We start from the raw sequence: 24,019 nt of genomic DNA, 5'->3' as shown, positions 1-24,019 counted from the left end.
GGCCCGGCTGCGGAAGGGAGGCCGACCATGGCCAAGCAGACCACCGGCAAGATGACCAAGCTCCGCCGCGGCACCCAGGACCTGCTCGAACGCCGCGGCATGGCCACCAACCCCGGCCCGCTCGCCCCGCAGCTGCACACCGACACCGCCTCCGCCGCCCGCAGCGGGCCGTACTTCGGGGACGCGGTGTTCAGCCACGGCGGGCGCCGCTCCGACACGACGGCGGGGCCGATGGCCGGCGTCGCCCACCACGTCGAACTGCCGGGCCACCGGCACCGCGGTGCGGAGAAGCACTCCGCGCACTGAGACGGCCCCCGCCCGCACCCGGCCGCGCCCCGCCGGAGCCGACGGGGCGCGGCCGTGTGCGTCCGTGCGGAAGAGTGGGGCCCGCGCCGCCGCCCGGCGGCCGTCCCCGACGCGGAGGAGCACCACATGTCCGACAGCCCCCTGCTGCAGACCCGTGAGGAGTGGCTCGCCTCGTTGACCAGGGTGTACGCGGCCGCCGGCTGCCTGATCACCGACCCGCAGGGCCGGGCGCTGATCGTCAAGGCCGGCTACCGCGAGCACTGGCAGTTCGTCGGCGGGACGGTCGACCCCGGCGAGAACCCGCAGCAGTGCGCCACCCGCGAACTGCACGAGGAGACCGGCATCGAGAAGGAGGCCGGTGAGCTGCTGGCCGTCGCCTGGACCAACCCCTCGGGCGAACTCGACCACCCCGCCTGCCACTTCCTCTTCGACCTGGGCACCCTGCCGGCCGACACCCCGATCACCCTGCCCGCGGGCGAACTCGACGACCACCGCTGGGCGGAGGTCGACGAGGCGCTCGAACTCCTCGGCCCGGCCCGCTCGCTGCGCCTGTCGGCGGGCCTCGCCGCCCGCGCCGACGGCCGCACCCGGGTCGTCACCAGCCCGGTCAGTGGCCTCTGAGCGGCGGCCGCCGCCTCACAGGACGAGCTTGAAGCCGTCGTGGCTGCGCTCGAACCCCAGTGAGGCGTAGAAGCGGTGCGCCTCGGTCCGCCGCTTGTTGCTGGTCAACTGCACGAGGGAGCAGCCCTGTTCGCGGGCCCGGTCGATCGCCCGGGCCAGCAGCAGCCGGCCCAGCCCGCCGCCGCGCCGGTCGGCCCGGATCCGGACGGCCTCGATCAGCGCCCGCTCCGCCCCGCCCCGGCCGAGGCCGGGGATGCGGGTCAGCTGCAGGCAGCCGAGCACCGTGCCGTCGCCCTCGTCGAGCACCAGCAGTTCGTTGCGCGGATCCGCCTCGATGGCGGCGAAGGCCGCCTCGTACGCTGCACCGACCCGCACCGACGCCGGATCGGTGACGGCGGACTCGTCGGCGAGCAGGGCGAGCACGGCAGGCAGGTCGCCGCGGACGGCGGTACGGACGATCACACGGGGGAGTCTGACAGATGGAGATCGTGGAGTACCCGGAGGCCGAGGTGCCGGCCCGGCTCCGGGCCCAGGTGTGGGCCCTGCAGGAGCGCGTCTGGCCCACCGGGGCGCCCGACCCGGGGGTGAGCCACGACCCGGCGCTCGACCCGCGGAGCATGCTGCTGGTCGACGGGCCGCGGGTGGTGGCCGCGCTCGACCTGCTCGGCAAGGACCTCCGGCACGGCGGCGAGGTGTTCGCGGCCCGGGGCCTGTCCGCGGTGGTCACCGACCCGGCCCGCCGGGGCCGCGGCCACGGGCTGGCCCTCGTCACGGCGGCCCGCGCGCGGATCGCCGCGCTCGGCGCCGACCTCGGCCTGTTCACCTGCGACCGGCCGCTGCAGGGGTTCTACGAGCGGGCCGGCTGGGAGGTGCTGCCCGGGGCCGTCCTGGTCGGCGGAACGGCCGAGGAGCCCTTCCCGAGCGACCGGCCCGGCTTCGACAAGGTCGTCCTCGCCGGGTTCTTCTCCGCGCACGGCCGGGCCCGCCGGCCCGGCTTCGACGGCGCCCGGATCGCGCTCCACCCGGGCACCGTCGACCGCCTCTGGTAGCGGGCCCGGCCCGGGTGCGTCAGGCCAGCAGGCGGGCCCGGACCGCCGCCGTGTCGGCCGCCGGCAGGAAGACGGCCGGCTCGAACTCGGCGATCGTCTCCAGCAGGGCCGCCTCGGCCGTGGTGCCGGCCCGGTCCAGCACCGCCTCGATCGCGGCGGTCTCGTCGGGCCGGCCCAGCATCGCCCAGAGCGGGCGCAGGTTCCCGGCGCTCAGCAGGTAGTCGTCGACGATCGCGTCGGCCGCGACCCCGGCCACGGCGAGCAGCACCAGTGCGGCGAGCCCGGTGCGGTCGCGGCCCGCGCCGCAGTGCACCACCACCCCGCCCGGCGCCGCCCGGCCGACCGCGGCCACCACCTCGGCCACCGCCCGGGGGCAGTGGTCCAGGTACGGCCGGAAGGCCAGCGGGGTGCCGTCCAGGCCGCCGAACCGGGCCCACCACTCCGGTCCGGCCAGCTCGTCCAGCGGCACCCGGACCAGCTCGATGCCGTCCGGGCGCTGCAGCAGCGGCCGGTACTCCTCCTCGTTGCGCAGGTCGATCACGGTGCGGATGCCGTACGCCTGCAGCGCGGCCCAGCCCTCGGCGGTCAGCCGGTCCAGGTTGTCGGCGCGGACGACGGCCCCGTGCCGCGTCCGTCGGCCGTCCCGGGTGGGCAGCCCGCCGAGCTCGCGCACATTGAGGCAGCCGTCCCACACCAGGCGCCGGTCGTCCGTCATGTCCCGTTCCCCCCAAGCCGTTGCGGGGCCCCTGCGGATCCCCCTCGGAACAGACTCCCGGGGGTGCGCCGATGGTTCCCCGGACGCCGCCCGGCGGCGGCTCCGGCCGGCTCAGCCGCCGAAGGACCAGAGGGGCCGGCCGGCCGTGTCGCGGCAGCCGACGGAGCCGAAGCGGGTGTCGCCGACCGAGAGGAAGCCGGTGGCGGCGCCGCGGAGCACCTCGCGGGCGACCGGGTCCGCAGGCGACCAGTCGCCGTACAGCCGCAGCACCCGGTCGGCCAGCTCCGTCCGGCGGATCGGGGCGACGTCGGCGAGCCGCAGCGCGGCGTTGACGTCCACCAGCTCCTCGGGGCCCAGGTAGCGCTCCGTCCCGCCGGAGGCCGCCTCCAGGCGCCGGAGCAGTTCGGGCAGCCCGTAGTGGCGGACGGCCGCCACGGTGTCCTGGACGGCGACCGCCCAGCGCGGGCCGGGGGTGATCTGCCACCACACGTCCCCGCCGACCGGCAGCAGCCGGCCGATCCGGGTGTGCCAGGACTCCAGGCCGGTGACCGCGTTCGGGTCCGGCCGCACCGCCCGCCCGGGCCGGTCGGCCGCCCAGGCGGACTTGCGGGTGAGCCCCAGGTTCACCGTGTAGCGGACGACGCGGTCGTCGGCGGTGCCGAGCTCGACGCCGAGCAGCGCCCAGTGCTCCTCGTCGGGCAGGGCGAAGGTGTGCCGCCAGCCGGTGAAGCCCATGGCGCGCAGGGCGGGCGCGAGGTGGTCGCGCATGCCCTCCGCGAAGAGCGTCCGGGCAGTGGTCATCACGGTGTCCTGGGGGTAGGCGGGGTCCGGGGGTGGGCGGAACCGGGCGGGCCGCGAGGGGTGGAGCGACCCGGTCCAACGTATGCCCCGGTCACCTCTGACGGCTGCGGACGAATGACAGCTGCTGCCAGGACATTGGTCCTACCCGCCCCGGACCTCGGGCCCGCACAGCGGACCTCGCCCTTCGGCCCACGGCCGCGCCGGGATGGCGCATGATGTGGCGGGTGCACAGTGCAGACCACCACGGGCCGGGCGTCGGCGACCCGGCGGGCCACACCACCAGCCCGGACCACCCGCCGGACCGCGGCCCGGACCTCACTGCGGCCGTGGCGGCCGCCCGGAACGGGGACGAGCAGGCCTTCCGCCAGCTGTTCAGAGCCGTCCAGCCCGGAATGCTGCGTTACCTGAGAGTGCTGGTGGGCGGCAGACCCGAGGACGCCGAGGACATCGCCTCCGAGACCTGGCTGCAGGTCGCCCGCGACCTCGCCGGATTCCAGGGGGACTCGGACGGCTTCCGCGGCTGGGTGGCCACCATCGCCCGCAACCGCGCCATGGACCACCTGCGCCGCCAGCGCCGCCGCCCGGTCGCCGACCTGCCCGTCGAGCACCTGCTCGACCTCGCGGCCGCCGAGGACACCGCGCACAGCGCCATCGCCACCGTCACCACCGGGGACGCGCTCGCCCTGATATCCCGGCTGCCCCGGGACCAGGCCGAGGCCGTCCTGCTGCGCGTGCTGCTCCAGCTCGACGCGGAGAGCGCCGCCAGGGTGCTCGGCAAGCGCTCCGGCAGCGTCCGGATGGCCGCCCACCGCGGGCTGAAGCGGCTGGCCAAGCTGCTCGACCAGACCGGCGGACCGGCCGCCGGACTGCCCCGGCAGCAGCCCGCCGAAAAAAATTCCGCGCAGGGTGTGACACGCGCGCGGACCGCGACGCTGAAGGACATGAGATGAGCAAGAACCGATCCCACCGGATCGACCGGGACACCGCCGAGCAGCTGCTCGGCGGCGCCGCGGTCGGCTCGGAGGCCGGTCCGGCCTCCCTCACCGGTCATGCGGCCCTCGCCGGGCTGCTCGCCGCCGCGGCAGCCCCACCCGCCGACGGCGCACTGCCCGGGGAGGAACAGGCCGTGGCCGCCTTCCGGGAGGCTCGTCGCACACCTGCACCGCAACCCGGGAGAGCGACCATGGCGGACCACGCGCGAAGGAGGACCTTCACGCTGAAGGCACTCGTCGCGGCGTTCGCCGTGACCGCCGTCGGCGGCGTCGCCGTCGCCGCGGGCACCGGCAACCTGCCGCAGGCCCTCGGCGGCAGCCCGGCCAAGGGGCACGCCCCCGCCGCTCCGGACGCCTCCCCGACCGACCCGGCCTCCGCCTCCGGCGGCGGCACCCCGAGCGGGCGTCCGACCCCGTCCGGCAGCACGGGCCGCACCGACGCGGCCGGCTCCCCGTCGGCCGGTTCCCAAGTGGGGGGCTCCGCCTCGGCGGCCTCCGCGCTGCCCGACCTCACGGCGCTCTGCCAGGTCTGGACGGACCGCTCGCGCAGCGGCACCAAGCAGCGCGACCTGCTGGCCGAGCCACGGATGGCACCACTGGTCGCGGCGGCCGGCGGCGCCGCCAAGGTCGACGCGTACTGCAAGTCCGGCAAGGGCCGGACCGCCACGGCGAGCCCGTCCGCGACCACCGGTACGGGGCACGACGGCGGCCAGCCGAGCGCCTCGCCGACCAAGGCGGAGCGGACCCCGACCCGCACCGCCGCCCAGAACCTCACCGACACCGCCGACAAGGCCGGTACCGCGGTGAGGTGACGCCACAGACTCCGGACGGCCGGCGGGCACACCCCCCCCGGGCTCGGCGGCCGTCCGGTGACCGCACCACCCCGAAGACTCCGGGGGGTCGGTGGGTTCCCCCGTGCCCACCGCCTCCCCGGGAACCGCTCCGGACGGGCGCAGGAACTCCCCCGGGTCCTTGCGCCCGTCCGGATCCGCCCCGACGGGCGCCCCGGAACCCCGGGCGGGCGGTGGATTCCCCCGTGTCCACCGCCCGCCCGGCCGTGCCGGGCCCGGGGGCGACGATTGGAGCACCCGTGACCGAGGACACGCTGCGGATCCCCCGCGTGACGGCGCCGCCACCGGACGCCCCGGTGTTCGTGGACGGCAGCGGGCGCCGCCGGCGGCTGGTCCGCCGGGCCGGCTGGCTGCTCACCGTGCCCGCCGTCGGCTACCTCGGCCTGCTGGCCTCCAGCCTGGTCGGCGGCCCCGTCCTGGACGCCCCCTTCCTGCCGGCCCTGCCCGCGCACACCGCGACCCCGGCGGCCACCGTGCCCGCCGAGTCCCCCGTACCGGCCGCAGCGGGCTCCGAACCGGCGTCCGGCCCCACCGGTGCGGCCGGACCGGTGGGCACCCGCAGCACCGCGACCACCCGGCCGGCGGCGCCCGCCACCCGCACCGCGGCGTCCGCCACCCCGCAGCCGACCGCCACGGCAACCACCGTGCCGAGCCCGACCCACGGTCGCTCCACCGCACAGCCCGGCCGCAAGCCCACCAAGACCCCGTGAGCGCCGCCCCGTGACCACTGCCACCCACCCCCGCAGGAGCCGCGGCCGCCGGGCCGCCGTCCGGCAGGCACCGCTGCGCACCCACTGGCTGCTGCTGACCGTGCTCGTCCTCACCCTGGCGGCCGCGCTGCTGATCCAGGGCTACACCCGGCACATGTACGGGAACACCGCGGACGGTGCCGCCCGCGCCGACGGGAGCAGTGCGGCCGTCCCCGAGCAGGTGCGCACCGGCGGCCCGGTGATCGCCACGTCCGAGGACGGTTCCGCCCGGACCGCCAGGCCAGCGGCGGGGACGATCGCGCTCACCTTCGACGACGGCCCGGACCCGCGCTGGACCCCGCAGATCCTCGACGTGCTCCGCCGCCACGGCGTGCACGCCACCTTCTTCACCGTCGGCACCCAGGTCGCCGACCACCCCGACCTCGCCCGCCGGATCGTCGCCGAGGGCCACCAGGTCGGCGTGCACACCTTCACCCACGCCGACCTCTCGGCCGTCGCACCCTGGCGGCGCACGCTGGAACTCCGGGAGTCCCAGCTCGCCCTGGCCGGCGCCGCCGGAGTGACCAGCACGCTGTTGCGGCCGCCGTACTCCGCCGGGAACGACGCGCTCACCGACGCCGGCTGGGACGCTGTCCGGCAGGCCGGCCGGGACGGCTACCTCACCGTCCTCACCACGCTCGACAGCGAGGACTGGCGCCGCCCGGGTACCGAGCAGATCATCGCCGGCGCCACCCCGAAGGGCCGCGACGGCCAGGTGGTGCTGATGCACGACGCCGGCGGCGACCGCGGCCAGACCGTGGCCGCCCTGGACGCCCTGCTGCCCCGGCTGCAGGCGGCCGGCTGGCGCTTCGACACCGTCTCCGCCGCCGTCGGCACGACCGACCCGGTGCACCCCGCGACCGCCGCCGAGCACTGGCAGGGCCTCGCCCTCGTCACCGTCCTCGGCGCCAGTTCGTGGGTGCTCGACCTGCTGGACTGGCTCCTGTGGGCGGCCGGTGCGATCGGCGTGCTGCGTGCGATCGCCCTGCTGGTCGCGGCCCGCCGGCACAAGCGGCTGCGGGCCCGCGGTTGGGGCCCGCCGATCACCGAGCCGGTCTCGGTGATCGTCCCCGCCTACAACGAGAGCGCCGGCATCGAGGCCGCCGTCCGCTCGCTGCTCGCCTCCGACCACCCGGTCGAGGTGATCGTCGTCGACGACGGCTCCACCGACGGCACCGCCGACCTCGTCGAATCCCTGAACCTCCCCTACGTCCGGGTCTTCCGGCAGCCCAACTCCGGCAAGCCCGCCGCACTCAACCTCGGCCTGCGCTACGCCCGCGCCGAGCTCGTGGTCATGGTCGACGGCGACACCGTGTTCGAGCCGGACGCCGTGCGGATGCTCGTCCAGCCCTTCGCCGACCGCCGGGTCGGCGCCGTCTCCGGCAACGCCAAGGTGGTCAACCGCGGCGGCCTGCTCGGCCGCTGGCAGCACATCGAGTACGTGGTCGGCTTCAACCTGGACCGCCGGCTCTTCGACCTCGCCGAGTGCATGCCCACCGTGCCCGGCGCGGTCGGCGCCTTCCGCCGCTCCGCCCTGCTGCGGATCGGCGGCGTCGCCGAGGAGACCCTCGCCGAGGACACCGACCTCACCATGGCGCTCTGCCGGGCCGGCTGGCGGGTCGTCTACGAAGAGCGGGCCAAGGCCTGGACGGAGGCCCCCGCCTCGCTCGGCGCCCTGTGGCGGCAGCGCTACCGCTGGTGCTACGGCACCCTGCAGGCCATGTGGAAGCACCGCGGTGCGTTCGGCCAGCGCGGCCAGGCCGGCAAGCTCGGCCGCCGCGGCCTGCTCTACCTGCTGATGTTCCAGGTCCTGCTGCCGCTGCTCGCCCCGGTGGTCGACGTCTTCACCCTGTACGGGCTGGTCTTCCTCGACCCCGTCCGGATCACCGGCCTCTGGCTGGCCTTCATGCTGATGCAGGTCGCCATGGGCGCCTACGCCTTCCGGCTGGACGGCGAGAGGCTCGGCCCGCTCTGGACGCTGCCCCTGCAACAGGTCGTCTACCGCCAGCTGATGTACCTCGTGGTGATCCAGTCCGTCTGCACCGCCCTGGCCGGCTCCCGGCTGCGCTGGCAGCGGATGCAGCGCTACGGCAGCCTCTCCGTCCCGCCGCCGGCCGCCGGATCCGCGCCGGGCCGCTAGGGTGCACAGGTGCACGAGGCGGGCGCCGAGGCCCGGTTCACGGAAGCGAGAGGAGCCGGACGGGTGATCGGACGCGCGCTGAACGGCCGCTACGAGCTGACCGAGATACTCGGCGTCGGCGGCATGGCCACCGTCTACCGCGGCACGGACCACCAGCTCGGCCGGCAGGTCGCGGTCAAGGTGCTGAACGGCGGCCTGGCCGACGACCCGCGCTTCGCCGAGCGTTTCGGCCGCGAGGCCCAGCTCGCCGCGATGCTGGTCCACCCGCGGATCGTCATGGTCTTCGACTCCGGCGTCGACCAGGGCTCCCCGTACATCGTCATGGAGCTGGTGCAGGGCCGGACGCTCGGCCGGCTGCTCGCCGAGCAGCGGATCCTGCCGGTGGAGCGCGCCGTCGGCATCGCCGCCGCGGTCTGCGAGGCGCTGGAGGTCGCGCACCACGCCGGCGTGGTGCACCGCGACGTCAAGCCCGGCAACATCATGATCTCCGACGACGGCGGGGTGAAGGTGGTGGACTTCGGCATCGCCCGGGCCAACGCCTCCGCCGGGCAGCAGCTCACCCAGAGCGCCGCCGTCCTCGGCACCGCCTCCTACCTCTCGCCGGAGCAGGCCACCGCGGCCCCGCTGGACGGCCGCTCCGACCTCTACGCGGTCGGCTGCGTGCTCACCGAGATGCTCACCGGCGCCCCGCCGTTCACCGCCGACACCCCCGTCGCGATCGCCTTCAAGCACGTCTCCGAGCAGCCCGCCCCCGTCTCGCTGCGCCGCCCGGAGATCCCGCCCGCGCTGGACGTCGCGATCATGCGGCTGCTGGCCAAGAACCCCGAGGACCGCCCGGCGGGCGCCGGCGCCGCCCGGGCCGAGCTGCTGGCCGCCGTGCCGGTCGCCGCCGCCCAGGACCGCACCAGCGAACTGCTCGGCGCCGCCACCCAGGTCATCCCGCCGGTGGCCGCCCAGCAGGGCGGCTTCCCGACGCCCCCGCCCTTCCCCGCCGCGGGCGGGCAGCCGTACGTGGAGCAGCACCGCACCTCGCTGCTGCCGCAGATGGACATGCCGCCGTCCGCCGCCCCGGCCTGGGCCGACGACCGGGACGGGTCGGACGAGCCCGAGCGCCGCAACCCCTGGCTGCTGGCCGGCGCCGGCGCCGCCGTGCTGGTGGGCGTCGCCGCGGTCGCGGCCTTCGCGTTCAGCGGCGGCCCGGACGGCGAGGGCACCGCGGCGGCCGCGACCCCCGGCGCTTCGGTCTCCGTCACCGCCCCCGCGGTCCCCTCGCCGACGCCCACCCCGACGGACTCGGCCTCGCCCTCCCGATCGGCCTCGCCCTCCGCCGGCCGGCTGACCGCCGCGGCGGCGCTGGCCGACCTGCGCTCCGACGTCGCCGACACCGAGCTGGCCAAGGAGAAGGACCGCAAGGAGTCGTTGCTGCGCACCCTCGACGCGGCCTCGGAGGCGATCGGCGAGCAGGACTTCTCGGCCGCGGAGGACAAGTTGAAGTCGGCCCAGCGGACGGTCCGCGACCTCGGCAAGCGGCACGCGCTGCCGCCCGCCGTCCTCGCCTCCTGGCAGACCCGCCTCGCCGCGATCACCGCCGCGGTGCACGCCAAGGCGGACTGAGCGGCCCGCTCAGTCCGGGCCGGACGACCCCTCCGGCGTGCGGCCGATCCGGCGCCCCACCAGGTTGCGGGTCCGCCGGCTGACCGAGGTCGCGCCGGCGGTCAGGAAGATCAGCGTGTAGAGGATCTGCAGCATCACGATGCCCCGGGCCTCCTGGCTGACCGGGGTGATGTCGCCGTAGCCGACCGTGGCCATGGTGATCACGGTGAAGTACAGGGCGTCCAGCCGGGTCGTCATGATGCCGTTGAACGTTCCCGGGGTCCGGGCCAGCGAGAGGTACGCCGTCGCGAAGACGATCAGGGCCGCCGCGATCAGCACCATGATGACGAAGGCGGGGTGGCCGGGCCGCTCGGTCAGCTCGGACCAGATCTCGTGTATCAGCGCGGCGGCCAGGACGACCAGCGCCACGGCGAACGTCGTCCAGCTGACTGCGGGGTGCTCCGGGCCGAAGGCCCCGATCGGCACCAGGAACCAGGCGGTCAGCATCAGCGCCGGCCCGCCGAGCATGGTCACCAGGCCCCACAGGTTCGGCCGCTGCCTCATACCCGGACCTCCCCGGTTCCCTCTGCCGGGCCGGTGCCCGGTTCGTCGAGCAGTTCCACCGCCGCGAGGACGGCGAGCAGCGCCACTCCGAGCCAGACCGCCACCTCGGCGGTCGGACGGTCCCAGAGCAGCAGCACGAGCACGGCCGCGCCGACCGCCGCCCAGCAGAGCCAGGCCTTGAACCGGTGCACGAAGCGGCCCACCGGCCCGGGCCGCAGCCCCATCCGCCCCGCGGCCGTCCGGACCCCGCCCAGCCCGGCCTCCCACAACCCGCGCACCGCGCCCGCCGAGCGGCTCCGGCCGGACAGCCAGGCGCCCAGCGCGGCCAGCACGCCGAGCACGACCACGAGCCGGACGGCGTCCCGCAGGTAGCGGACGAGGGTGTCGTAGACCGCGGAGGCGGCCTCCTGGTCGACGCCCGCGGGCAGCCGGTCCAGGTAGACCGCCCGGAAGGCGGTCAGCCCGAGGCCGAGCAGCGCGGCCGCGGCGGCCGCCCCCAGGGCCGCGGCCACCGCCGCCCGGTGCCGCCGCACCGCGAGCAGCACCCCGCCCACCGCGCAGGCCGCCGCCAGCACCGCCACCCAGTACCCGGCCAGCGACAGCAGCCGCAGCAGCGTCCGGACGTGTGCCACCTGGTCGGACCTGACCAGCACGTACGAGGTGTGGATCTCCGGGATGCGCGAGGCCGCCGGCACGCCGTCGGCGACCAGCGCCTGCTTGGTGCGGTCGATCACCGGGGCGAGGTCGAGGGTGACGGTGTTCCCGCGGACCTCGACGGCGCCGCCGCCCTCGCCGGTGAGCGCCCGGTCGACGGCGGCGTGCGCGTCACGGTTGAGCCCGTCCCAGATCGCGGGGAAGGCGTCGCTGCGCACCAGCCGCTGCACCCCGTCGTGGACGAGCCCGGTGACGCCGCCCTCCAGTGCCGAGCCGAGCCGCTGCAGCAGCGCGCCCAGCAGCGGCGAGCCGCCGGGGACGAGGTCGGAGACCAGCGAGTCGACCGGCAGCCGCTCGACGACGGCGGCGGTCACCCGGTTCGTCACGGCGGCCTGCACCGCCGGGTCGTGGGCGAGCGGCGCCATCGTCGCGACGTACCGGTCCGGGTCGCTGATCTCGGACTTCGCCCAGGCCGCGACGACCGCCGGGGGAGTGAGCAGCACCGCCAGCACGATCAGCACGGCGGCCGCTGCTGAGCGCAGTGGTCGCCGTGCCGGTGACGGTGCCGGAGCGGGCCGGTCGGGCCCGTCCGGCGTGCTGCTGGCCATCGGTGCCTCCACTCGGGGATGCGTCCGTCCCAGCAGACACCGGCTCCGGCGGTCGGGCCAGTCGGCGCGAACGCCGGAGCCGCCGGTACGTCGGGTGACGTACCGGCGGCTCCGGGGTGGTCTCAGGCGTTGGTGGCCGACTTGTTGGTCTCGGCCGACGTGGTGATGCTGCTCGGGTTGACCGCCGGACGCGGCTGGTCGGCCGCGGTCGAGGAGGCGGTGGCGTTCTGGCCCTCGGCCTGGGCGTCGTCCTCGCGGAGCGCCTTGGTCTCGGCCTTGAGGATGCGCATGGACTTGCCGAGTCCACGGGCCATCTCGGGGAGCTTCTTCGAGCCGAACAGCAGGACGAGCACTGCCACCATCACGAGGATGTGCCAGGGCTCGAGACCGTTACGGAACATCCCTGACCACCGGTCCTTCCGAGGAGTTCTCGTCGTTTCTAGGACGCCGGACGGTTGTGCCCGACTCCGGCCAGTATGCCTGGCCGAGTCGTCGGGCGTATACACCGGTCCGGAAACCACGGTCAAAATGCAGGTGTTTCTTGGGTTGTGGTCTGGACCATTTCGGGCGCGGGACGGCTGGTCGGACCGGCCGGCAGGTGCTTCATGAGACGGTGGGCGACCAGGGCGGCACCGATCAGGAAGACCGCACCGGCCACCGCGGCGACGTGCATGCCGTCGGCGAAGGCGTTCCGCGCCACCGCCAGCAGCTCGGCCCCGGTGCGGCCGCCGATCCCGGCCGCGGCGGTGACGGCCCCGCCGAGCGTGTCGTGCGCGGCCCGGGCGGCGTCGCCGGCCACCCCGGCGGGCATGCCGTCCGAGAGGCGCGACTTGTAGACCGCGGCGCCGGCCGTGCCGAGCACCGCGATGCCCAGCGAGCCGCCCAGCTCGGAGGCCGTCTCGGAGGCGGCGGAGGCGGCGCCGGCCTGCTCGGGCGGCGCGGCCGAGACGACCATCTCGGTGGTGAGGGTCATGGTGCCGACCGAGCCGGCCGCGATCACCCCGGCCGCGGTGAGCGGCAGCCAGAGCGGGGTGTCCGGGCGGACGAGGACCATCAGCGCGTAGCCGCCCGCACCGGTCAGGAAGCCCGCGGTCATCAGGACGGCCGGCCGGACCCGCCCGGCCAGCGCGCCCACCGACCCGGCGGCCGCCGCGACGCCGACCGAGGGCAGCAGCGCCCAGAGTGCGGCGGTCAGCGGGCTCATCCCCTTGACCAGCTGCAGGTACTGCGAGGTGTAGAGGGTGAAGCCCATCATCGCGAACATCGCCACGGTGTTGACGGTGATCGCCCCGGTGAAGGTGCGGATGCGGAACAGCGCGGGGTCGATCAGCGGGTGCTCGGCGGTGCGCAGTCGGCGGACGAGCGCGGCGGCGGCCAGTGCCCCGGCGGCCAGCGCGGTGAGCGGCGGCGCGGCCCAGCCGTCCACCGCGAGGGTCTTGACGCCGTACACCACCGGCAGGACGGCGGCGATCGACAGCGCGGCGCCGGGGAGGTCGAAGCGGCCCTGCCGCGGTGCGCGGTACTCGGGCATCAGCAGCGGCGCCGCGACGAGCACCAGCAGCATCACCGGGACGGCGGCCAGGAAGGCCGAGCCCCACCAGAAGCGGTCCAGCAGCAGCCCGCCGGCCACCGGGCCGAGGGTGGCGCCGCCCATCAGCGCGGCCGTCCAGATGCCGAGCGCGGCCTGGCGCTGCTTGGGGTCGTGGAACATGTTGCGGATCAGCGCCAGCGTGGAGGGCATGACGGTGGCCCCGGCCACGCCGAGCATCGCCCGGGCGGCGATCAGCCCGCCGGCGCCGTCCGCCCGGGCCGCCAGCAGCGAGGCCGCGGCGAACCCGGCCGCCCCCAGCATCAGCAGCCGCCGCCGGCCGATCCGGTCGCCCAGCGCACCCATCGGGATCAGCAGCCCGGCCAGCAGGAACGAGTAGATGTCCATGATCCACAGCTGCTGGGTGCCACTCGGCCGCAGGTCGGTGGAGATGAACGGGACGGCGAAGAAGAGCACGCCCATGTCCATGGTCAGGACGAGGGTCGGCAGCAGGAGGACGGCGAGTCCGGTCCATTCGCGTCGGCCGGCGCGGCCGTGGGTTGCGGTCATGGCAGTGACTGTACGAGCGTGTGAAACGCTTGTCTAGTACGAGCGTCTAAATCAATCGTGTCACTCGACCGTGCCAGACGATCGTCCAGTCCGGCGGTAGCATCGGGGCATGGGAAATCGCGAGGACCTGCTGGCCGGCGCCAAGCGCTGCCTTCTCGAGAAGGGCTACGGGCGCACCACCGCCCGGGACATCGCCTCGTCCGCGGGCGTCAGCCTGGCCGCCATCGGCTACCACTACGGCTCCAAGGACGCCCTGCTGACGCGGGCGATGATGGAGGCGATGGGGGAGTGGGGCGACGAGCTCGGCAGGGTGCTGGCCGCGCTCGGCGAGGAGACGGACCCCCAGGAGCGCTTCGTCGCCGCCTGGGACAAGGTCGTGGAGAGCTTCACCGAGCACCGCGGGCTGTGGGCGGTGCAGATCGAGATCCTCGCGCAGATGGAGCACTCGCCCGAGCTGCGCGAGGTGCTCGGCGGCGCGCAGAAGGAGGCCCGGCTCGGGCTCTCCGCGATGTTCCAGGGCGTGCCCGAGGTGCCCGACACCCCGGACGAGCTGGCCCGCGGCGCCTTCTACCAGGCACTGCTCGCCGGGCTCGCCACCCAGTGGCTGGTCTCCCCCGAACTCGCCCCGGACGGCAAGGAGTTCCTGGAGGGGCTCCGGCTGGTCGGTGCCGCCGTGCTGCCGGCCGCCGGCGCCCGGTCGGCGGCCGGCTGACCGCCGTCAGTTGGTGACGGCGGTCAGCAGCACGACCGAGTCCTCGTGGGCGAGCAGGCCGTGCCGCTCCTGCGGGATGGCGTGCAGCTCGCCCGCCGACGCCTCCTGCTGGCGACCGGCGATGGTCAGCGACACCCGGCCGCGCAGCACCAGCAGGCTGGCGGCGACCGGGGCGTTGTGCTCGTCCAGCGAGCTGCCCGCGGTCAGTGCGATGACGGTCTGCCGCAGGACGCCGTCGTGCAGCACCAGATGGGCGCTGCGCCCGTGCGGGTGGGCGGCGGCCAGTGCGGCGTGTTCGTCGGCGAGCGCGTCGATGTCGACGCGGACGGGTTCGGTCATCGCGGCCTCCTCGCGGCTCGGCGCTCCGATCCATCAGACACCTGTCAGGCATCCGGCCGCACCCGGACCCGCTCGGCGTGCGGGCCCTCCGGCGGGGCCCGATCGTGGATGCATGGCGACCAACCAGAAGTTCAGCAACGGATTCCGCGTCAACCGCACCATGCTCGGTACCGGCGTGGTCCTCGCCGGCATCGGCACCGTGCTCTCGCTGGCCGGCACGGCGATCGCGTGCGCGACCCTCGCCTCGGCGGGCCGCGACTACGTCAACCGGATGGAGGTCCCGCCGAGCGAGCAGGCGCGCCGGGCGATGCAGCAGGCCAAGGCCGCCTCGCTGGCCGGGCTGGAGGCCTGGCGGACCGAGGGCCGGACGGCCTCCGCCAACTGAGCCGCCGCCGTCGTCAGGGCCGGGGCACCGCCGCCCCGGCCTCCTGGCGCAGCGCCTGCTTGAGGATCTTGCCGGTCGGGTTGCGCGGCAGCGGCCCGTCGCGGAAGACCACGTGGGCGGGCACCTTGAACGCGGCCAGCCTGGCCGCCACGTGCGCGCGGACCTCCGCGGCGTCCGGGGCCGCACCGGTGTGCGCCACCACCACGGCCGCCACCTCCTCGCCGAGCAGCGGGTGCGGGACACCGACCACCGCGGCGTCCGCGATGCCCGGATGGCCCAGCAGCACGCCCTCGACCTCACCGCAGTAGACGTTCTCGCCGCCGCGGATCACCACGTCCTTCAACCGGTCCACCACCTGCACCTCGCCGTCGGCCAGCCGGGCGAGGTCGCCGGTGCGGAACCAGCCGTCGGCGGTGAACGCGGCGGCGGTCGCGTCCGGGTCGCCCCGGTAGCCGCCGAACACCGGCTGGCCGCGCAGCAGCAGTTCACCGATCTCGCCGTCCGGCAGCGGTGCGCCGTCCGCGTCCGCGATCCGCACCTCCACCGCGGGGCACGGCCGGCCGATCGACTCGGGCCGGGCCAGGTAGCGGGCGCCCACCTGGGCCGTCACCCCGCCGCAGGTCTCGGTGAGGCCGTAGCCGTTGCGGGCCTCGACCCGTCCGCCGAACCGCCGGGCGATCCGCCCCGCGAGACCCGGCGGGGCCGGGGCGCCGCCGGTGCTGATCATGGTCAGGCCCGTCAGCGGGTCGCCGGCGGCCTCCGCCGCGTCCAGCAGGCCGAGCGCCGTGGTCGGCACCCCGGCGAAGATCGTGACCCGGTGGCGGGCGATCAGCTGCCGGGCCGCGTCCGGGTCCCAGCGGTCCATCAGCACCGCCGTGCCGCCCGCGGCCATCGCCAGGAACACCGAGGTGAAGGCCGCGACGTGGAAGAACGGGAAGGTCATCAGCACCGTCGGCGGCGCCGCGGCCGCCGGCGAGTCGCCCCGCAGGAGTGCCGCGCCCGCCGCGAAGAACCGCGGGGTGTGTGCGCCGGCGCACCAGTTGGCGTGGCTGGCGGTCACGCCCTTGGGCCGGCCCGTGGTGCCCGAGGTGTAGATCAGGGTGGCCGGGTCGTCCGGGCCGACGGACGGCTCCGGGGCGGGCGCGCCGGCCGGCGGCAGGTCCTCGAAGCGGTCGTGCGGGCCGTCGGCGCCGACGGTCAGCAGCGGCACCCCGCGGGCCGCCGCCCAGGCGGCCGTCCGCGCGGCCCGTTCCCGATCGGCGACGACCAGGCCGGGCACGCAGTCGTCCAGCGCCCGGGCCAGCTCCTGCGGCCCCCACCAGGCGTTCAGCGGGACGGCGACCAGGCCCGCGGCCTGGGCCGCCCAGAACGCGACCTGCCACTCGGGCAGGTTGCGCATCGCGATCGCCACCCGGTCGCCCGGGCGCAGCCCGTACACCGTGCGGCAGCGGTGGGCGAGGGCCGAGGCCGCGGCGTGGTGCTCGGCGAAGCTCCAGGTGCGGTCGCCCGCCACCAGGAACGGGCGGTCGCCGTGGGCGAGGGTGGCGTCGAACACCTCCCGCAGGGTGCGGGGGCCGCGGACGTACCGCGGCCCCCGCGGGCCGGGTTCCGCCTCGAACGGCGCGCCGGGAGCGGCCAGGGCCGCGTGGGCGCGGGCGACGGCGGCGAGCGAGTCCTCCGGTGCGGCGGTCATCGGCCCTCCGGCCTCACAGGCCGAGCGACTTGGCGATGATGGTCTTCATGACCTCGCTGGTGCCGCCGTAGATCCGGAACACCCGGTTGTCGGTGTAGAGGCGGGCGATCGGGTACTCCAGGATGTAGCCGTAGCCGCCGTGCAGCTGCAGGCACTTGTCGATCACGTCGGAGGCCGACTCGGTGCAGAACAGCTTGGCGGCCGCCGCGTCCGCGACCGTCAGGTCGCCGTTCTGGTAGAGCTCCAGGGCGCGGTCGACCATCGACTGCTGGGCGACCACCTGCGCCTCGCAGTCGGCCAGGGTGAACTTGGTGTTCTGGAACTCGGCGACGGCCTGGCCGAAGACCTTGCGGTCCTTCACGTACTGCACCGCGAAGCGCACCGCGGCGGCCGCCGCGGCGTACGCGCCCACGGCGATCGCCAGGCGCTCCTGCACCAGGTTGTGGGTGAGGTAGCTGAAGGCCTTGCCCTCCTCGCCCAGCAGGTCCTCCACCGGCACCTTGACGTCGGTGAAGGAGAGCTCGGCGGTGTCGGAGGTGCGCAGGCCGATCTTCTGCAGCTTCCGGCCGACCGCGTAGCCCTCGGACGTGGTGTCCACGCAGAGGATCGACAGGCCCGCCCGGCGGTTCGCCGGGTCGTACGGGGCGGTGCGGGCCACCACCAGGACGAGGTCCGCCAGCACGCCGCCGGTGATGAAGGTCTTGGCGCCGTTCAGGACGTAGTGGGTGCCGTCCTCGGAGAGCTTCGCCGTGGTCGCGATGCCGGCCAGGTCGGAGCCCGCGCCCGGCTCGGTCATCGCGATCGCCGTCATGATGTCGCCGGAGACGAAGCCGGGCAGCCAGCGCTGCTTCTGCTCCTCGTTCGCGTACTCCAGCAGGTACGGCAGCACCAGGCCGGTGTGCACGCCGGACGAGCCGAAGCTCACGCCCGCCCGGGCGACCTCCTCGGTGACGACCGCCTGGTACTTGAAGCCGCTCTCGCCGGCGCCGCCGTACTCCTCCGGCACCTCGATGCCGTACACGCCGAGGGCGCCGAGCTTGCGGTAGAAGTCGCGCGGCGGGTGGCCGGCCGCCTCCCAGCTCTCGTAGACCGGGACGACCTCCTTGGCGATGAAGTCCCGGATGGTCGCCCGGAACGCCTCGTGGTCCTCGTTGAACACCGTCCGGCGCACGGCGGCGCTCCCTTCGGTAGGCGGCTGATCGCCAGACAAGTTAATCGCCGGTAGCTGCGGCTGTAAAGCATCTCGGCGGCTTTTCCGCGCAGGTCACAGGCGCATAAGTGAATCCTTGCTACCCTGGCGTCGATCATCGGCGAGGTGGAGGAGCGCACGTGGCGGCGGAGCGCGTACCCGGGGCGGGCGCGGCGGGGCGGGTGGTGCGCCGACCGCCCGGACGGAAGGCGCAGATCCTCGCCGCCGCCGCGGAGCAGTTCCACCGGCGCGGCTACCACCTGGTGTCCATGGCCGACGTCGCCGCCGAGGTCGGCATCACCGCCCCCGCGCTCTACCGGCACTTCCGCAGCAAGCCCGAACTGCTGCTGCGCGCCGTCGACACCGACCTCCAGGCGCTGCGGACGGCCGTGCGGGCGGGCGCCGGCAGCCCCGCCGACCTGTGCGCCGCACTCGCCCCGGCCGCCGTCGACCACCGGGCCCTCGGCACCCTCTGGCACCGCGACGCCCGGCTGCTCGCCCCCGCGCAGCGCGCCGCACTCCGCCGGGAACTGCGCACCGACGTCCGCGCGATGGCCCGCACCCTCGCCCGCTCCCGTCCCGAACTCTCCGCCGAACAGGCCGAGTTCCTCTGCTGGTCGCTGCTCTCCGGGTACGGCAGCCTCTCGTACCACACCTTCGCGCCGCCGCGCCGCTGGTTCGAGACGCTGCTGCGGCGGATCGGCGGTGAACTGCTCGCCGTCGCCCCGCGGGCCGGGGACCGCACCGGGCCGCCCGCCCCACCTGCCGTACAGCCCGCCGCCCCGGCCGCCGGCGAGTCCCGCCGGGAGGAACTGCTGCTCGCCGCCGTCCGGCTGTTCCACGAGCGCGGCTTCGACAACGTCTCCACCGACCGGATCGGCGCCGCCGTCGGCATCGCCGGGCCCAGCGTCTACAAGCACTTCGCCACCAAGGCCGAGCTGCTCGCCGCGGCCCTCGTCCGCAGCCGCGAGCGGCTCTGGCACGAGGTCGAGGGGGCGATCGCCGACAGCACCGGGCCGGCCGGGGCACTGGACGCCGGCCTGCGCTCCTACCTGGACTTCGCCCGCAGGCACAGCCACTACCTCGGCGCCATGCTCAGCGAGACCGAACGGCTCGACCCGGCCGACCGGCGGGCCGCCGTCGACTTCCGCCGGGACTTCCTGCGGGTCTGGGTCGGCCTGCTCCAGCAGGTGCGGCCCGACTATGACACCGCCGAGGCCCGGATCCGGGTGCACGCCATGTTCGCCGTCGTCAACGACGGCGTCCGGCACCGCCCCGGCGGCAGCGGGACGGCCGCGGCCGGACTGCTGGAGCCCGCCGCCCGCGCCGTCCTCGGACTGCCCGCGGCCTCCCCGTCCGGTACGGGAAAAGAGCTGGTCGACGGATAGTCGTACTGGCAGAATCCGGCCTCATGTCCCAAGGTCTGCCGCCCGCCGACAATCTGCGTACGACCGAGGTCGACCTCGGCGGGCTGGTGAGCGTGCTCGCCACCCACCTCTACTCCACCCCGCTGGTCGCCCTGCGCGAACTCGTCCAGAACGCCCACGACTCGCACACCCGCCGCCGGCTGGAGGACCCGGAGTCCACCGCCGCCCCGGTGATCCGCGTCCGGGCCGACGCCGCCCGCCGCACCCTCACCGTCGAGGACACCGGCGCGGGCCTCACCGAGCCCGAGATCCACGCCTACCTCGCCACCGTCGGCACCGGCTACACCCGGATGCTGCGCGACCTGACCGGCAACCAGGACCTCATCGGCGCCTTCGGCCTCGGGTTCCTCTCCGCCTTCTCGGTCGCCGACGAGGTCACCGTCACCACCACCTCGCACCGCGAACCCGGCCTCGGCCACCGCTACCGCAGCCGCGGCGGCGAGCAGTACAGCGTCGAACCGGTCGAACCGCGGCCCGCCCCCGGCACCGCCGTCGAACTCCGCCTCAAGGCCGAACACGGCCACCTCGCCGACGAGGAGGCGCTGCGCGAGGTCCTCGGCCGCTACTGCGTCCTACTGCCGATCCCGGTGCACGTCGGCGAGGACGAACACCCCGTCAACGACGTCCCGGTGCCCTGGCGGCAGGACGTCGACGGCGACCCGCACACCGCCCGGATGCGCTTCGCCTCCGCCTTCGGCCGCCGCTTCGAGCCGCTCACCGCCTTCCCCGTCACCCCGGTCGAGGGCGCCACCGACGCCGTCGGCCTGCTCTGGGTCCAGGACGGCGGCACCTACGGCTCCACCGACAACCGCGACCTCGCCGTCTACCTGCGCGGCATGCTGCTCGCCGACGACGCCCGCGACCTGCTGCCCGGCTGGGCCGGGTTCATCGGCGGCGTCGTCGAGTCCAGCCGGCTCACCCCCACCGCCAGCCGCGAGGACCTGCAGCGCGACGAGCACTACCGCGCCCTGCAGAAGGCCCTCGCCGACGCCGTCGTCGACGGCCTCTACGAGACCGCCAGGCTGCACCCCGCCGCCTGGCGCCGCATCCTGGCCCGGCACGGCCAGGACCTCCTCGGCGCCGCCCTCTGCGACGACCGCCTCTTCACCCTGCTCGCCGACGACGTCCCCGTCCCCACCTCCCAGGGCGACCTCACCGCCGGCGCCCTGCGCGCCGCCGGACGCGGCGCCCTGCACGTCGCCCTCGGCAGCGGCGGCGGCTTCGAGGAGATGCTCTACCGCGCCATGCAGGTGCCGATCGCCCGCGGCGACCGGTACGCCGTCCTGCCGTTCCTGCGGCGGTACGCCCAGCTCAAGGACTGCCGGATCGTCGAACTCGGCAGCGAGAGCGGCAACCGCGAACTCTTCCGCGACCCCGCGGAGCCGCTCGCCGCGGAGGAGACCGCCTGGCTCGCCGCCGCCCTCGCCGACGACGGCGAACAGCTCGTACCCGCCCGCTTCGACCCGCCGGGGCTGCCGCTCGTCCTCGTGCCCGACCGGGAGGCCGAACTCAAGGCCCGCATCGAGGACGACCAGGCGGACGCCCGGATCCCCTCCGCGGCGCTGCGGCTCGCCCGGGCCTTCACCGCCCGCACCGACGGCACGGTCAAGGCCCGGCTCTACCTCAACCTCGCCTCGCCGGCCGTCCAGGACCTGCTCACCGCCTACCGCGCCGGGCACACCGGGAGCGCCACCGCCGTGGGGCTGCTGCGGTCGCTCAAGGTGATCATGGCCGCCGCGGGCGGCTCCGCCAACGGCGACCTCACCGCGGCCCTCGCCGGCATCGGCACCGCGGTGGCCGCGCTGACCTGGGCTTGAGGCCGGCCCTGCGGGGACGCACCCCACTCATCCGAGGAGTTCAGACCGTATGACCACCGACATCTGGGCCTGGGTGCGGGACACCCACGAGCAGCTGTCCGAGGCGGGCCACCATCGGCTCGCCGCCGCCCTGGTGGAGATCGCCGGGCACGCCGTCGAGGGCCGCAACGAGCAGCTCGACGCGATGTACCCGGAGGCGCTCGCCTCCGCCCGGGCGCTCGGCCTGCCGTGGGTCGAGGTGTTCCTGCGGCACTGGCGGATGCAGAACCTGCTGAACAAGCGCCACCAGGGCGAGGCCGCGATGGCCGAGGCCGTCGACCTGCTGGAGTTCGCGCACCGCGAGGAGACCGCCTCCTGCCCCCAGTCGGTCTGCGCCGTGCAGGACTTCACCATCTGCCACGCCAACATCGACGGCCCCGGCTACGTCGCCGAGCGGCTGGCCGTGCTGGAGGAGACGCTGGCCCGGGTCGAGCCCGCCCGCGCCTGCTTCGACTGCCTGTCCCGGGAGTACGCCGACACCCTGGAGGACGACGGCCGGCCCGCCGACGCCCTCACCCACCTGGACCGCGCCCAGGCCCGGATCCAGGCGGCCGGCGACCAGGTCTCGCTGGCCTTCGGGCACAGCCGGGCCACCGCGCTGCTGAACCTCGGCCGCCCCGAGGACGCCCTGGCGGCCTACGACACCGCGGAACGGGCCTACGCGGCCCGCCACCAGCTCGACGACGACGACCGGCGCAAGCTCGCCGCCGGCCGGGCCGTCGCCCTGGCCGCGCTCGGCCGCAGCGCGCAGGCGCTGGAGCAACTGCCGGACGGGGAGGAGGCGGACCGCTACCCCGACATCCGCCACCGCTGGGCGACCGCGGTGCAGACCCTCGCCGAGGCCGGTGCGCTGCCGCACGGAGAGCTCGACAACGACGCCGCCCTCGGCGTCCGGCTCGCCCGGTGGGTGGCCTACCTGGACACCGCCGGCTCGCACCGGCCCTGCCTGGACCTACTACTGATCGCCGGCCGGCTGGCCGTCGCCCGCGGCGCCCGGACGGTCGCCCTCACCCTCGCCGCCACCGGCGAGCGCAAGCTCGGGCAGCTGCGCCGCACCGACGGCGTCGCCGAACGGCTCGTCGGGCTGAGGGCCGCCGCCGAGGCGCTGCCGCTGCCCGAGACCCCGGTGCCGGCCGCCGAACTGCCGGAGTGGCTCGGCACCCGCCGGGTCACCTTCGAGCAGGCGCTGGACCACTTCACCGCGGCGAGCGCCGGGTCGGAGGAGGCCGCGGCGGCGCTCGTCCTGCAACGGGCGCGGGCGCTGGACGCGCTCGGCCACCCGCGGGCCGCCGCCGACCTGCTCTGGGCCCGCCTCGACGAGGACCCGGCGGACGAGCACCTGTCCGGCATGCTCGGCCAGGTGCTGATCGACGCCGAGGACGGCGACGGCGTCCGCCGGCTCGCCGACCGGCTGATGCCCGCCAACCCCTCCGAGGCGCACTGGATCCGGGCCCGCTGGGCCGCCGAGCAGGGCCGCTGGGAGGAGGTCGGCGAGCACTGCGACGGCGTCCTCGCGCACGAGCCGGACGCGCTGAACACCCGCCGGCTCGCCGCCACCGCGGCCACCCGCCTCGGCGACCACGCGCGGGCCCAGCGGCTGTACCAGGAACTGCTGGAGCACGCGGTGCCCGCCGACCGGGCGGGCGAGGACGAGGAGCACCGCACCGTCCAGGAGCCCGACCTGTGGCACCTGATCACCGCCGCGACCGCCAACCGGGACTGGGCGGTCGTCCGCAGCACCGGCGCGCTGATCGGCATCGAGTTCGACGCCGACGAGGGGCCGGTGGACGAGGAGTGGCAGATGGTCACCGTCCGCACCACCCGCGTCAACGGGGCGAGCGTGGACCTGCCCGCCGTCCGCACCGGGCCGGCCACCGCGCGGATCGTGCCGGTGCTCGGCGAGGACGTGCCGCTCAACCACCGGGACGTCGTCGTCTTCGGTCCGGCCGTGCTCAACGAGCGCCCCGAGGACGGGACCGAGCGCGAGTCGTGGCGCCCGGTCTTCCGGCAGCTGGCGCTGCTCGACCCGGCCGGCTACACCACGCACTGGCTGGACGGCGCCTGGCCCGGTGAGGACGCCTGGTTCGCGCTCCGCGGTGCGCTCGCCGAGGAGCGCTACGGGCTGTGGGCGTACAGCGGCGACCAGTACGCCGTCACCGACCCGGCCGGCGGGGACGTCGGCCTGCCCGGCGTCTACGCCGCCCTCGGCGTGCCGCCGACCGCCACCTCGGCGGACGCAGACGCGCTGCTGCAGCGGCTGACGGCGGACTGGGAGCACCCGCTGAGCTGGCTCGACCTGGCGAAGGCGGCGGGCGCGGACACCGCCCGGCACGAGGACGTCGTGCGCCGGTACGGACTCTGAGGCGCGGGGGCACCGGCCGGCCGGTGCCCCCGCCCCGGAGGCGGATGTCCGTGATGTCCGTCACGTCCGCCCGCCGGCCCTGCGGTTGCCGCGCCCCCGGCCCCGGTGGACATGTGCGTCCGCGCGTTCGATCGGGCAAGGTGGGGCGCAGGATCGGAGCGTGGCCGGCGCGGCCACCAGGGGCGGCGAGGAGTGGCGGACGTGCCGAAGCGGGGCCGGCCGGGCGGCGGCAAGAAGGCCAGGGGCGGCCGCGGACGGCCCGCCCCGGCCCCTGCCGCGGCGCCCGCGGACCGGGCACCGGAGCGGGCCGTCCGC

23 protein-coding genes are annotated in these 24,019 nt (G+C 75.6%); 13 read left to right on the top strand and 10 right to left on the bottom strand.

The window, feature by feature from the left end; genetic code table 11:
• Window positions 1-27: 27 nt before the first annotated feature.
• The gene (locus AB0O09_RS09310; protein WP_363540928.1) at window positions 28-306 is read left to right on the top strand and encodes a hypothetical protein; all 279 of its coding nucleotides are present in this window, start codon (window positions 28-30) and stop codon (window positions 304-306) included.
• Between the two features lie 126 nt (window positions 307-432).
• A complete protein-coding gene (locus AB0O09_RS09305; RefSeq protein WP_363540927.1) occupies window positions 433-927 on the top strand; it encodes an NUDIX hydrolase in 495 nt (164 codons plus the stop codon).
• Window positions 928-942: 15 nt separating this feature from the next.
• Here AB0O09_RS09305 and AB0O09_RS09300 read toward each other — a convergent pair whose 3' ends face one another.
• Window positions 943-1,389 (bottom strand): GNAT family N-acetyltransferase, encoded by a 447-nt coding sequence (locus AB0O09_RS09300; protein ID WP_363540926.1) that lies wholly within the window; start codon window positions 1,387-1,389, stop codon window positions 943-945.
• A 17-nt stretch (window positions 1,390-1,406) separates the two neighbouring features.
• Between AB0O09_RS09300 and AB0O09_RS09295 the strand changes: the two genes are divergently transcribed.
• Window positions 1,407-1,976 (top strand): GNAT family N-acetyltransferase, encoded by a 570-nt coding sequence (locus tag AB0O09_RS09295; protein WP_363540925.1) that lies wholly within the window; start codon window positions 1,407-1,409, stop codon window positions 1,974-1,976.
• A gap of 19 nt (window positions 1,977-1,995) precedes the next feature.
• On the opposite strand, the gene AB0O09_RS09290 is transcribed toward AB0O09_RS09295, so the two are convergent.
• Complete coding sequence (locus tag AB0O09_RS09290) at window positions 1,996-2,691, bottom strand: tyrosine-protein phosphatase (RefSeq protein ID WP_363540924.1); 696 nt, start codon at window positions 2,689-2,691, stop codon at window positions 1,996-1,998.
• A 111-nt stretch (window positions 2,692-2,802) separates the two neighbouring features.
• Complete coding sequence (locus AB0O09_RS09285; RefSeq protein WP_363540923.1) at window positions 2,803-3,492, bottom strand: DUF4304 domain-containing protein; 690 nt, start codon at window positions 3,490-3,492, stop codon at window positions 2,803-2,805.
• Between the two features lie 215 nt (window positions 3,493-3,707).
• Between AB0O09_RS09285 and AB0O09_RS09280 the strand changes: the two genes are divergently transcribed.
• The 5 genes from AB0O09_RS09280 (at window position 3,708) to AB0O09_RS09260 (ending at window position 9,838) form a co-directional block, all read left to right on the top strand.
• The gene (locus tag AB0O09_RS09280; RefSeq protein WP_363541057.1) at window positions 3,708-4,442 is read left to right on the top strand and encodes an RNA polymerase sigma factor; all 735 of its coding nucleotides are present in this window, start codon (window positions 3,708-3,710) and stop codon (window positions 4,440-4,442) included.
• Window positions 4,439-5,296 carry a hypothetical protein gene (locus tag AB0O09_RS09275; RefSeq protein WP_363540922.1) on the top strand — a complete coding sequence of 286 codons (858 nt, stop codon included), beginning with the start codon at window positions 4,439-4,441 and terminating at the stop codon, window positions 5,294-5,296. Before AB0O09_RS09280 ends, AB0O09_RS09275 begins: the two co-directional genes overlap by 4 nt.
• A 278-nt stretch (window positions 5,297-5,574) precedes the next feature.
• Window positions 5,575-6,045 carry a hypothetical protein gene (locus AB0O09_RS09270; protein WP_363540921.1) on the top strand — a complete coding sequence of 157 codons (471 nt, stop codon included), beginning with the start codon at window positions 5,575-5,577 and terminating at the stop codon, window positions 6,043-6,045.
• A gap of 10 nt (window positions 6,046-6,055) precedes the next feature.
• Complete coding sequence (locus AB0O09_RS09265; protein WP_363540920.1) at window positions 6,056-8,224, top strand: bifunctional polysaccharide deacetylase/glycosyltransferase family 2 protein; 2,169 nt, start codon at window positions 6,056-6,058, stop codon at window positions 8,222-8,224.
• A gap of 63 nt (window positions 8,225-8,287) precedes the next feature.
• On the top strand, window positions 8,288-9,838 hold the full coding sequence (locus tag AB0O09_RS09260) for a protein kinase (RefSeq protein WP_363540919.1): 1,551 nt from the start codon (window positions 8,288-8,290) through the stop codon (window positions 9,836-9,838).
• Between the two features lie 9 nt (window positions 9,839-9,847).
• On the opposite strand, the gene AB0O09_RS09255 is transcribed toward AB0O09_RS09260, so the two are convergent.
• The 4 genes from AB0O09_RS09255 to AB0O09_RS09240 form a co-directional block, all read right to left on the bottom strand.
• Complete coding sequence (locus AB0O09_RS09255) at window positions 9,848-10,381, bottom strand: ion channel (protein ID WP_363540918.1); 534 nt, start codon at window positions 10,379-10,381, stop codon at window positions 9,848-9,850.
• On the bottom strand, window positions 10,378-11,643 hold the full coding sequence (locus tag AB0O09_RS09250) for a hypothetical protein (protein ID WP_363540917.1): 1,266 nt from the start codon (window positions 11,641-11,643) through the stop codon (window positions 10,378-10,380). Before AB0O09_RS09250 ends, AB0O09_RS09255 begins: the two co-directional genes overlap by 4 nt.
• Window positions 11,644-11,765: 122 nt before the next feature.
• Entirely contained in the window at window positions 11,766-12,044 is a 279-nt protein-coding gene (tatA, locus tag AB0O09_RS09245; protein ID WP_363540916.1) for a Sec-independent protein translocase subunit TatA, read from the bottom strand.
• Between the two features lie 122 nt (window positions 12,045-12,166).
• The gene (locus tag AB0O09_RS09240) at window positions 12,167-13,741 is read right to left on the bottom strand and encodes an MFS transporter (protein WP_363540915.1); all 1,575 of its coding nucleotides are present in this window, start codon (window positions 13,739-13,741) and stop codon (window positions 12,167-12,169) included.
• A gap of 109 nt (window positions 13,742-13,850) precedes the next feature.
• Between AB0O09_RS09240 and AB0O09_RS09235 the strand changes: the two genes are divergently transcribed.
• Window positions 13,851-14,453, top strand: coding sequence for a TetR/AcrR family transcriptional regulator (locus AB0O09_RS09235; protein WP_363540914.1), 603 nt, complete (start codon window positions 13,851-13,853; stop codon window positions 14,451-14,453).
• A gap of 6 nt (window positions 14,454-14,459) precedes the next feature.
• On the opposite strand, the gene AB0O09_RS09230 is transcribed toward AB0O09_RS09235, so the two are convergent.
• Window positions 14,460-14,792 carry a cupin gene (locus AB0O09_RS09230; protein ID WP_344622760.1) on the bottom strand — a complete coding sequence of 111 codons (333 nt, stop codon included), beginning with the start codon at window positions 14,790-14,792 and terminating at the stop codon, window positions 14,460-14,462.
• Window positions 14,793-14,904: 112 nt separating this feature from the next.
• On the opposite strand from AB0O09_RS09230, the gene AB0O09_RS09225 reads away from it, so the two are divergent.
• Window positions 14,905-15,177, top strand: a complete 273-nt coding sequence (locus tag AB0O09_RS09225; RefSeq protein ID WP_363540913.1) for a hypothetical protein — start codon at window positions 14,905-14,907, stop codon at window positions 15,175-15,177.
• Between the two features lie 13 nt (window positions 15,178-15,190).
• Here AB0O09_RS09225 and AB0O09_RS09220 read toward each other — a convergent pair whose 3' ends face one another.
• Together AB0O09_RS09220 and AB0O09_RS09215 are read right to left on the bottom strand one after the other, a co-directional pair.
• Complete coding sequence (locus AB0O09_RS09220; RefSeq protein ID WP_363540911.1) at window positions 15,191-16,870, bottom strand: class I adenylate-forming enzyme family protein; 1,680 nt, start codon at window positions 16,868-16,870, stop codon at window positions 15,191-15,193.
• A gap of 13 nt (window positions 16,871-16,883) precedes the next feature.
• Window positions 16,884-18,041 carry an acyl-CoA dehydrogenase family protein gene (locus AB0O09_RS09215; protein ID WP_363540910.1) on the bottom strand — a complete coding sequence of 386 codons (1,158 nt, stop codon included), beginning with the start codon at window positions 18,039-18,041 and terminating at the stop codon, window positions 16,884-16,886.
• Window positions 18,042-18,199: 158 nt separating this feature from the next.
• Between AB0O09_RS09215 and AB0O09_RS09210 the strand changes: the two genes are divergently transcribed.
• Genes AB0O09_RS09210 through AB0O09_RS09200 form a run of 3 tightly spaced genes read left to right on the top strand, consistent with a single transcriptional unit; the run spans window position 18,200 to window position 23,704 of the window.
• Window positions 18,200-19,447 carry a helix-turn-helix domain-containing protein gene (locus tag AB0O09_RS09210; protein ID WP_363540908.1) on the top strand — a complete coding sequence of 416 codons (1,248 nt, stop codon included), beginning with the start codon at window positions 18,200-18,202 and terminating at the stop codon, window positions 19,445-19,447.
• A gap of 23 nt (window positions 19,448-19,470) precedes the next feature.
• Window positions 19,471-21,303 carry an ATP-binding protein gene (locus tag AB0O09_RS09205; RefSeq protein WP_363540906.1) on the top strand — a complete coding sequence of 611 codons (1,833 nt, stop codon included), beginning with the start codon at window positions 19,471-19,473 and terminating at the stop codon, window positions 21,301-21,303.
• Window positions 21,304-21,352: 49 nt separating this feature from the next.
• The gene (locus tag AB0O09_RS09200; RefSeq protein WP_363540905.1) at window positions 21,353-23,704 is read left to right on the top strand and encodes a hypothetical protein; all 2,352 of its coding nucleotides are present in this window, start codon (window positions 21,353-21,355) and stop codon (window positions 23,702-23,704) included.
• Window positions 23,705-24,019 lie beyond the last annotated feature (315 nt).

This window comes from Kitasatospora sp. NPDC093679 (assembly GCF_040683455.1).
Taxonomy (GTDB): Bacteria; Actinomycetota; Actinomycetes; order Streptomycetales; family Streptomycetaceae; genus Kitasatospora; species Kitasatospora arboriphila.
This window is presented reverse-complemented; position numbering and strand designations above follow the sequence as displayed.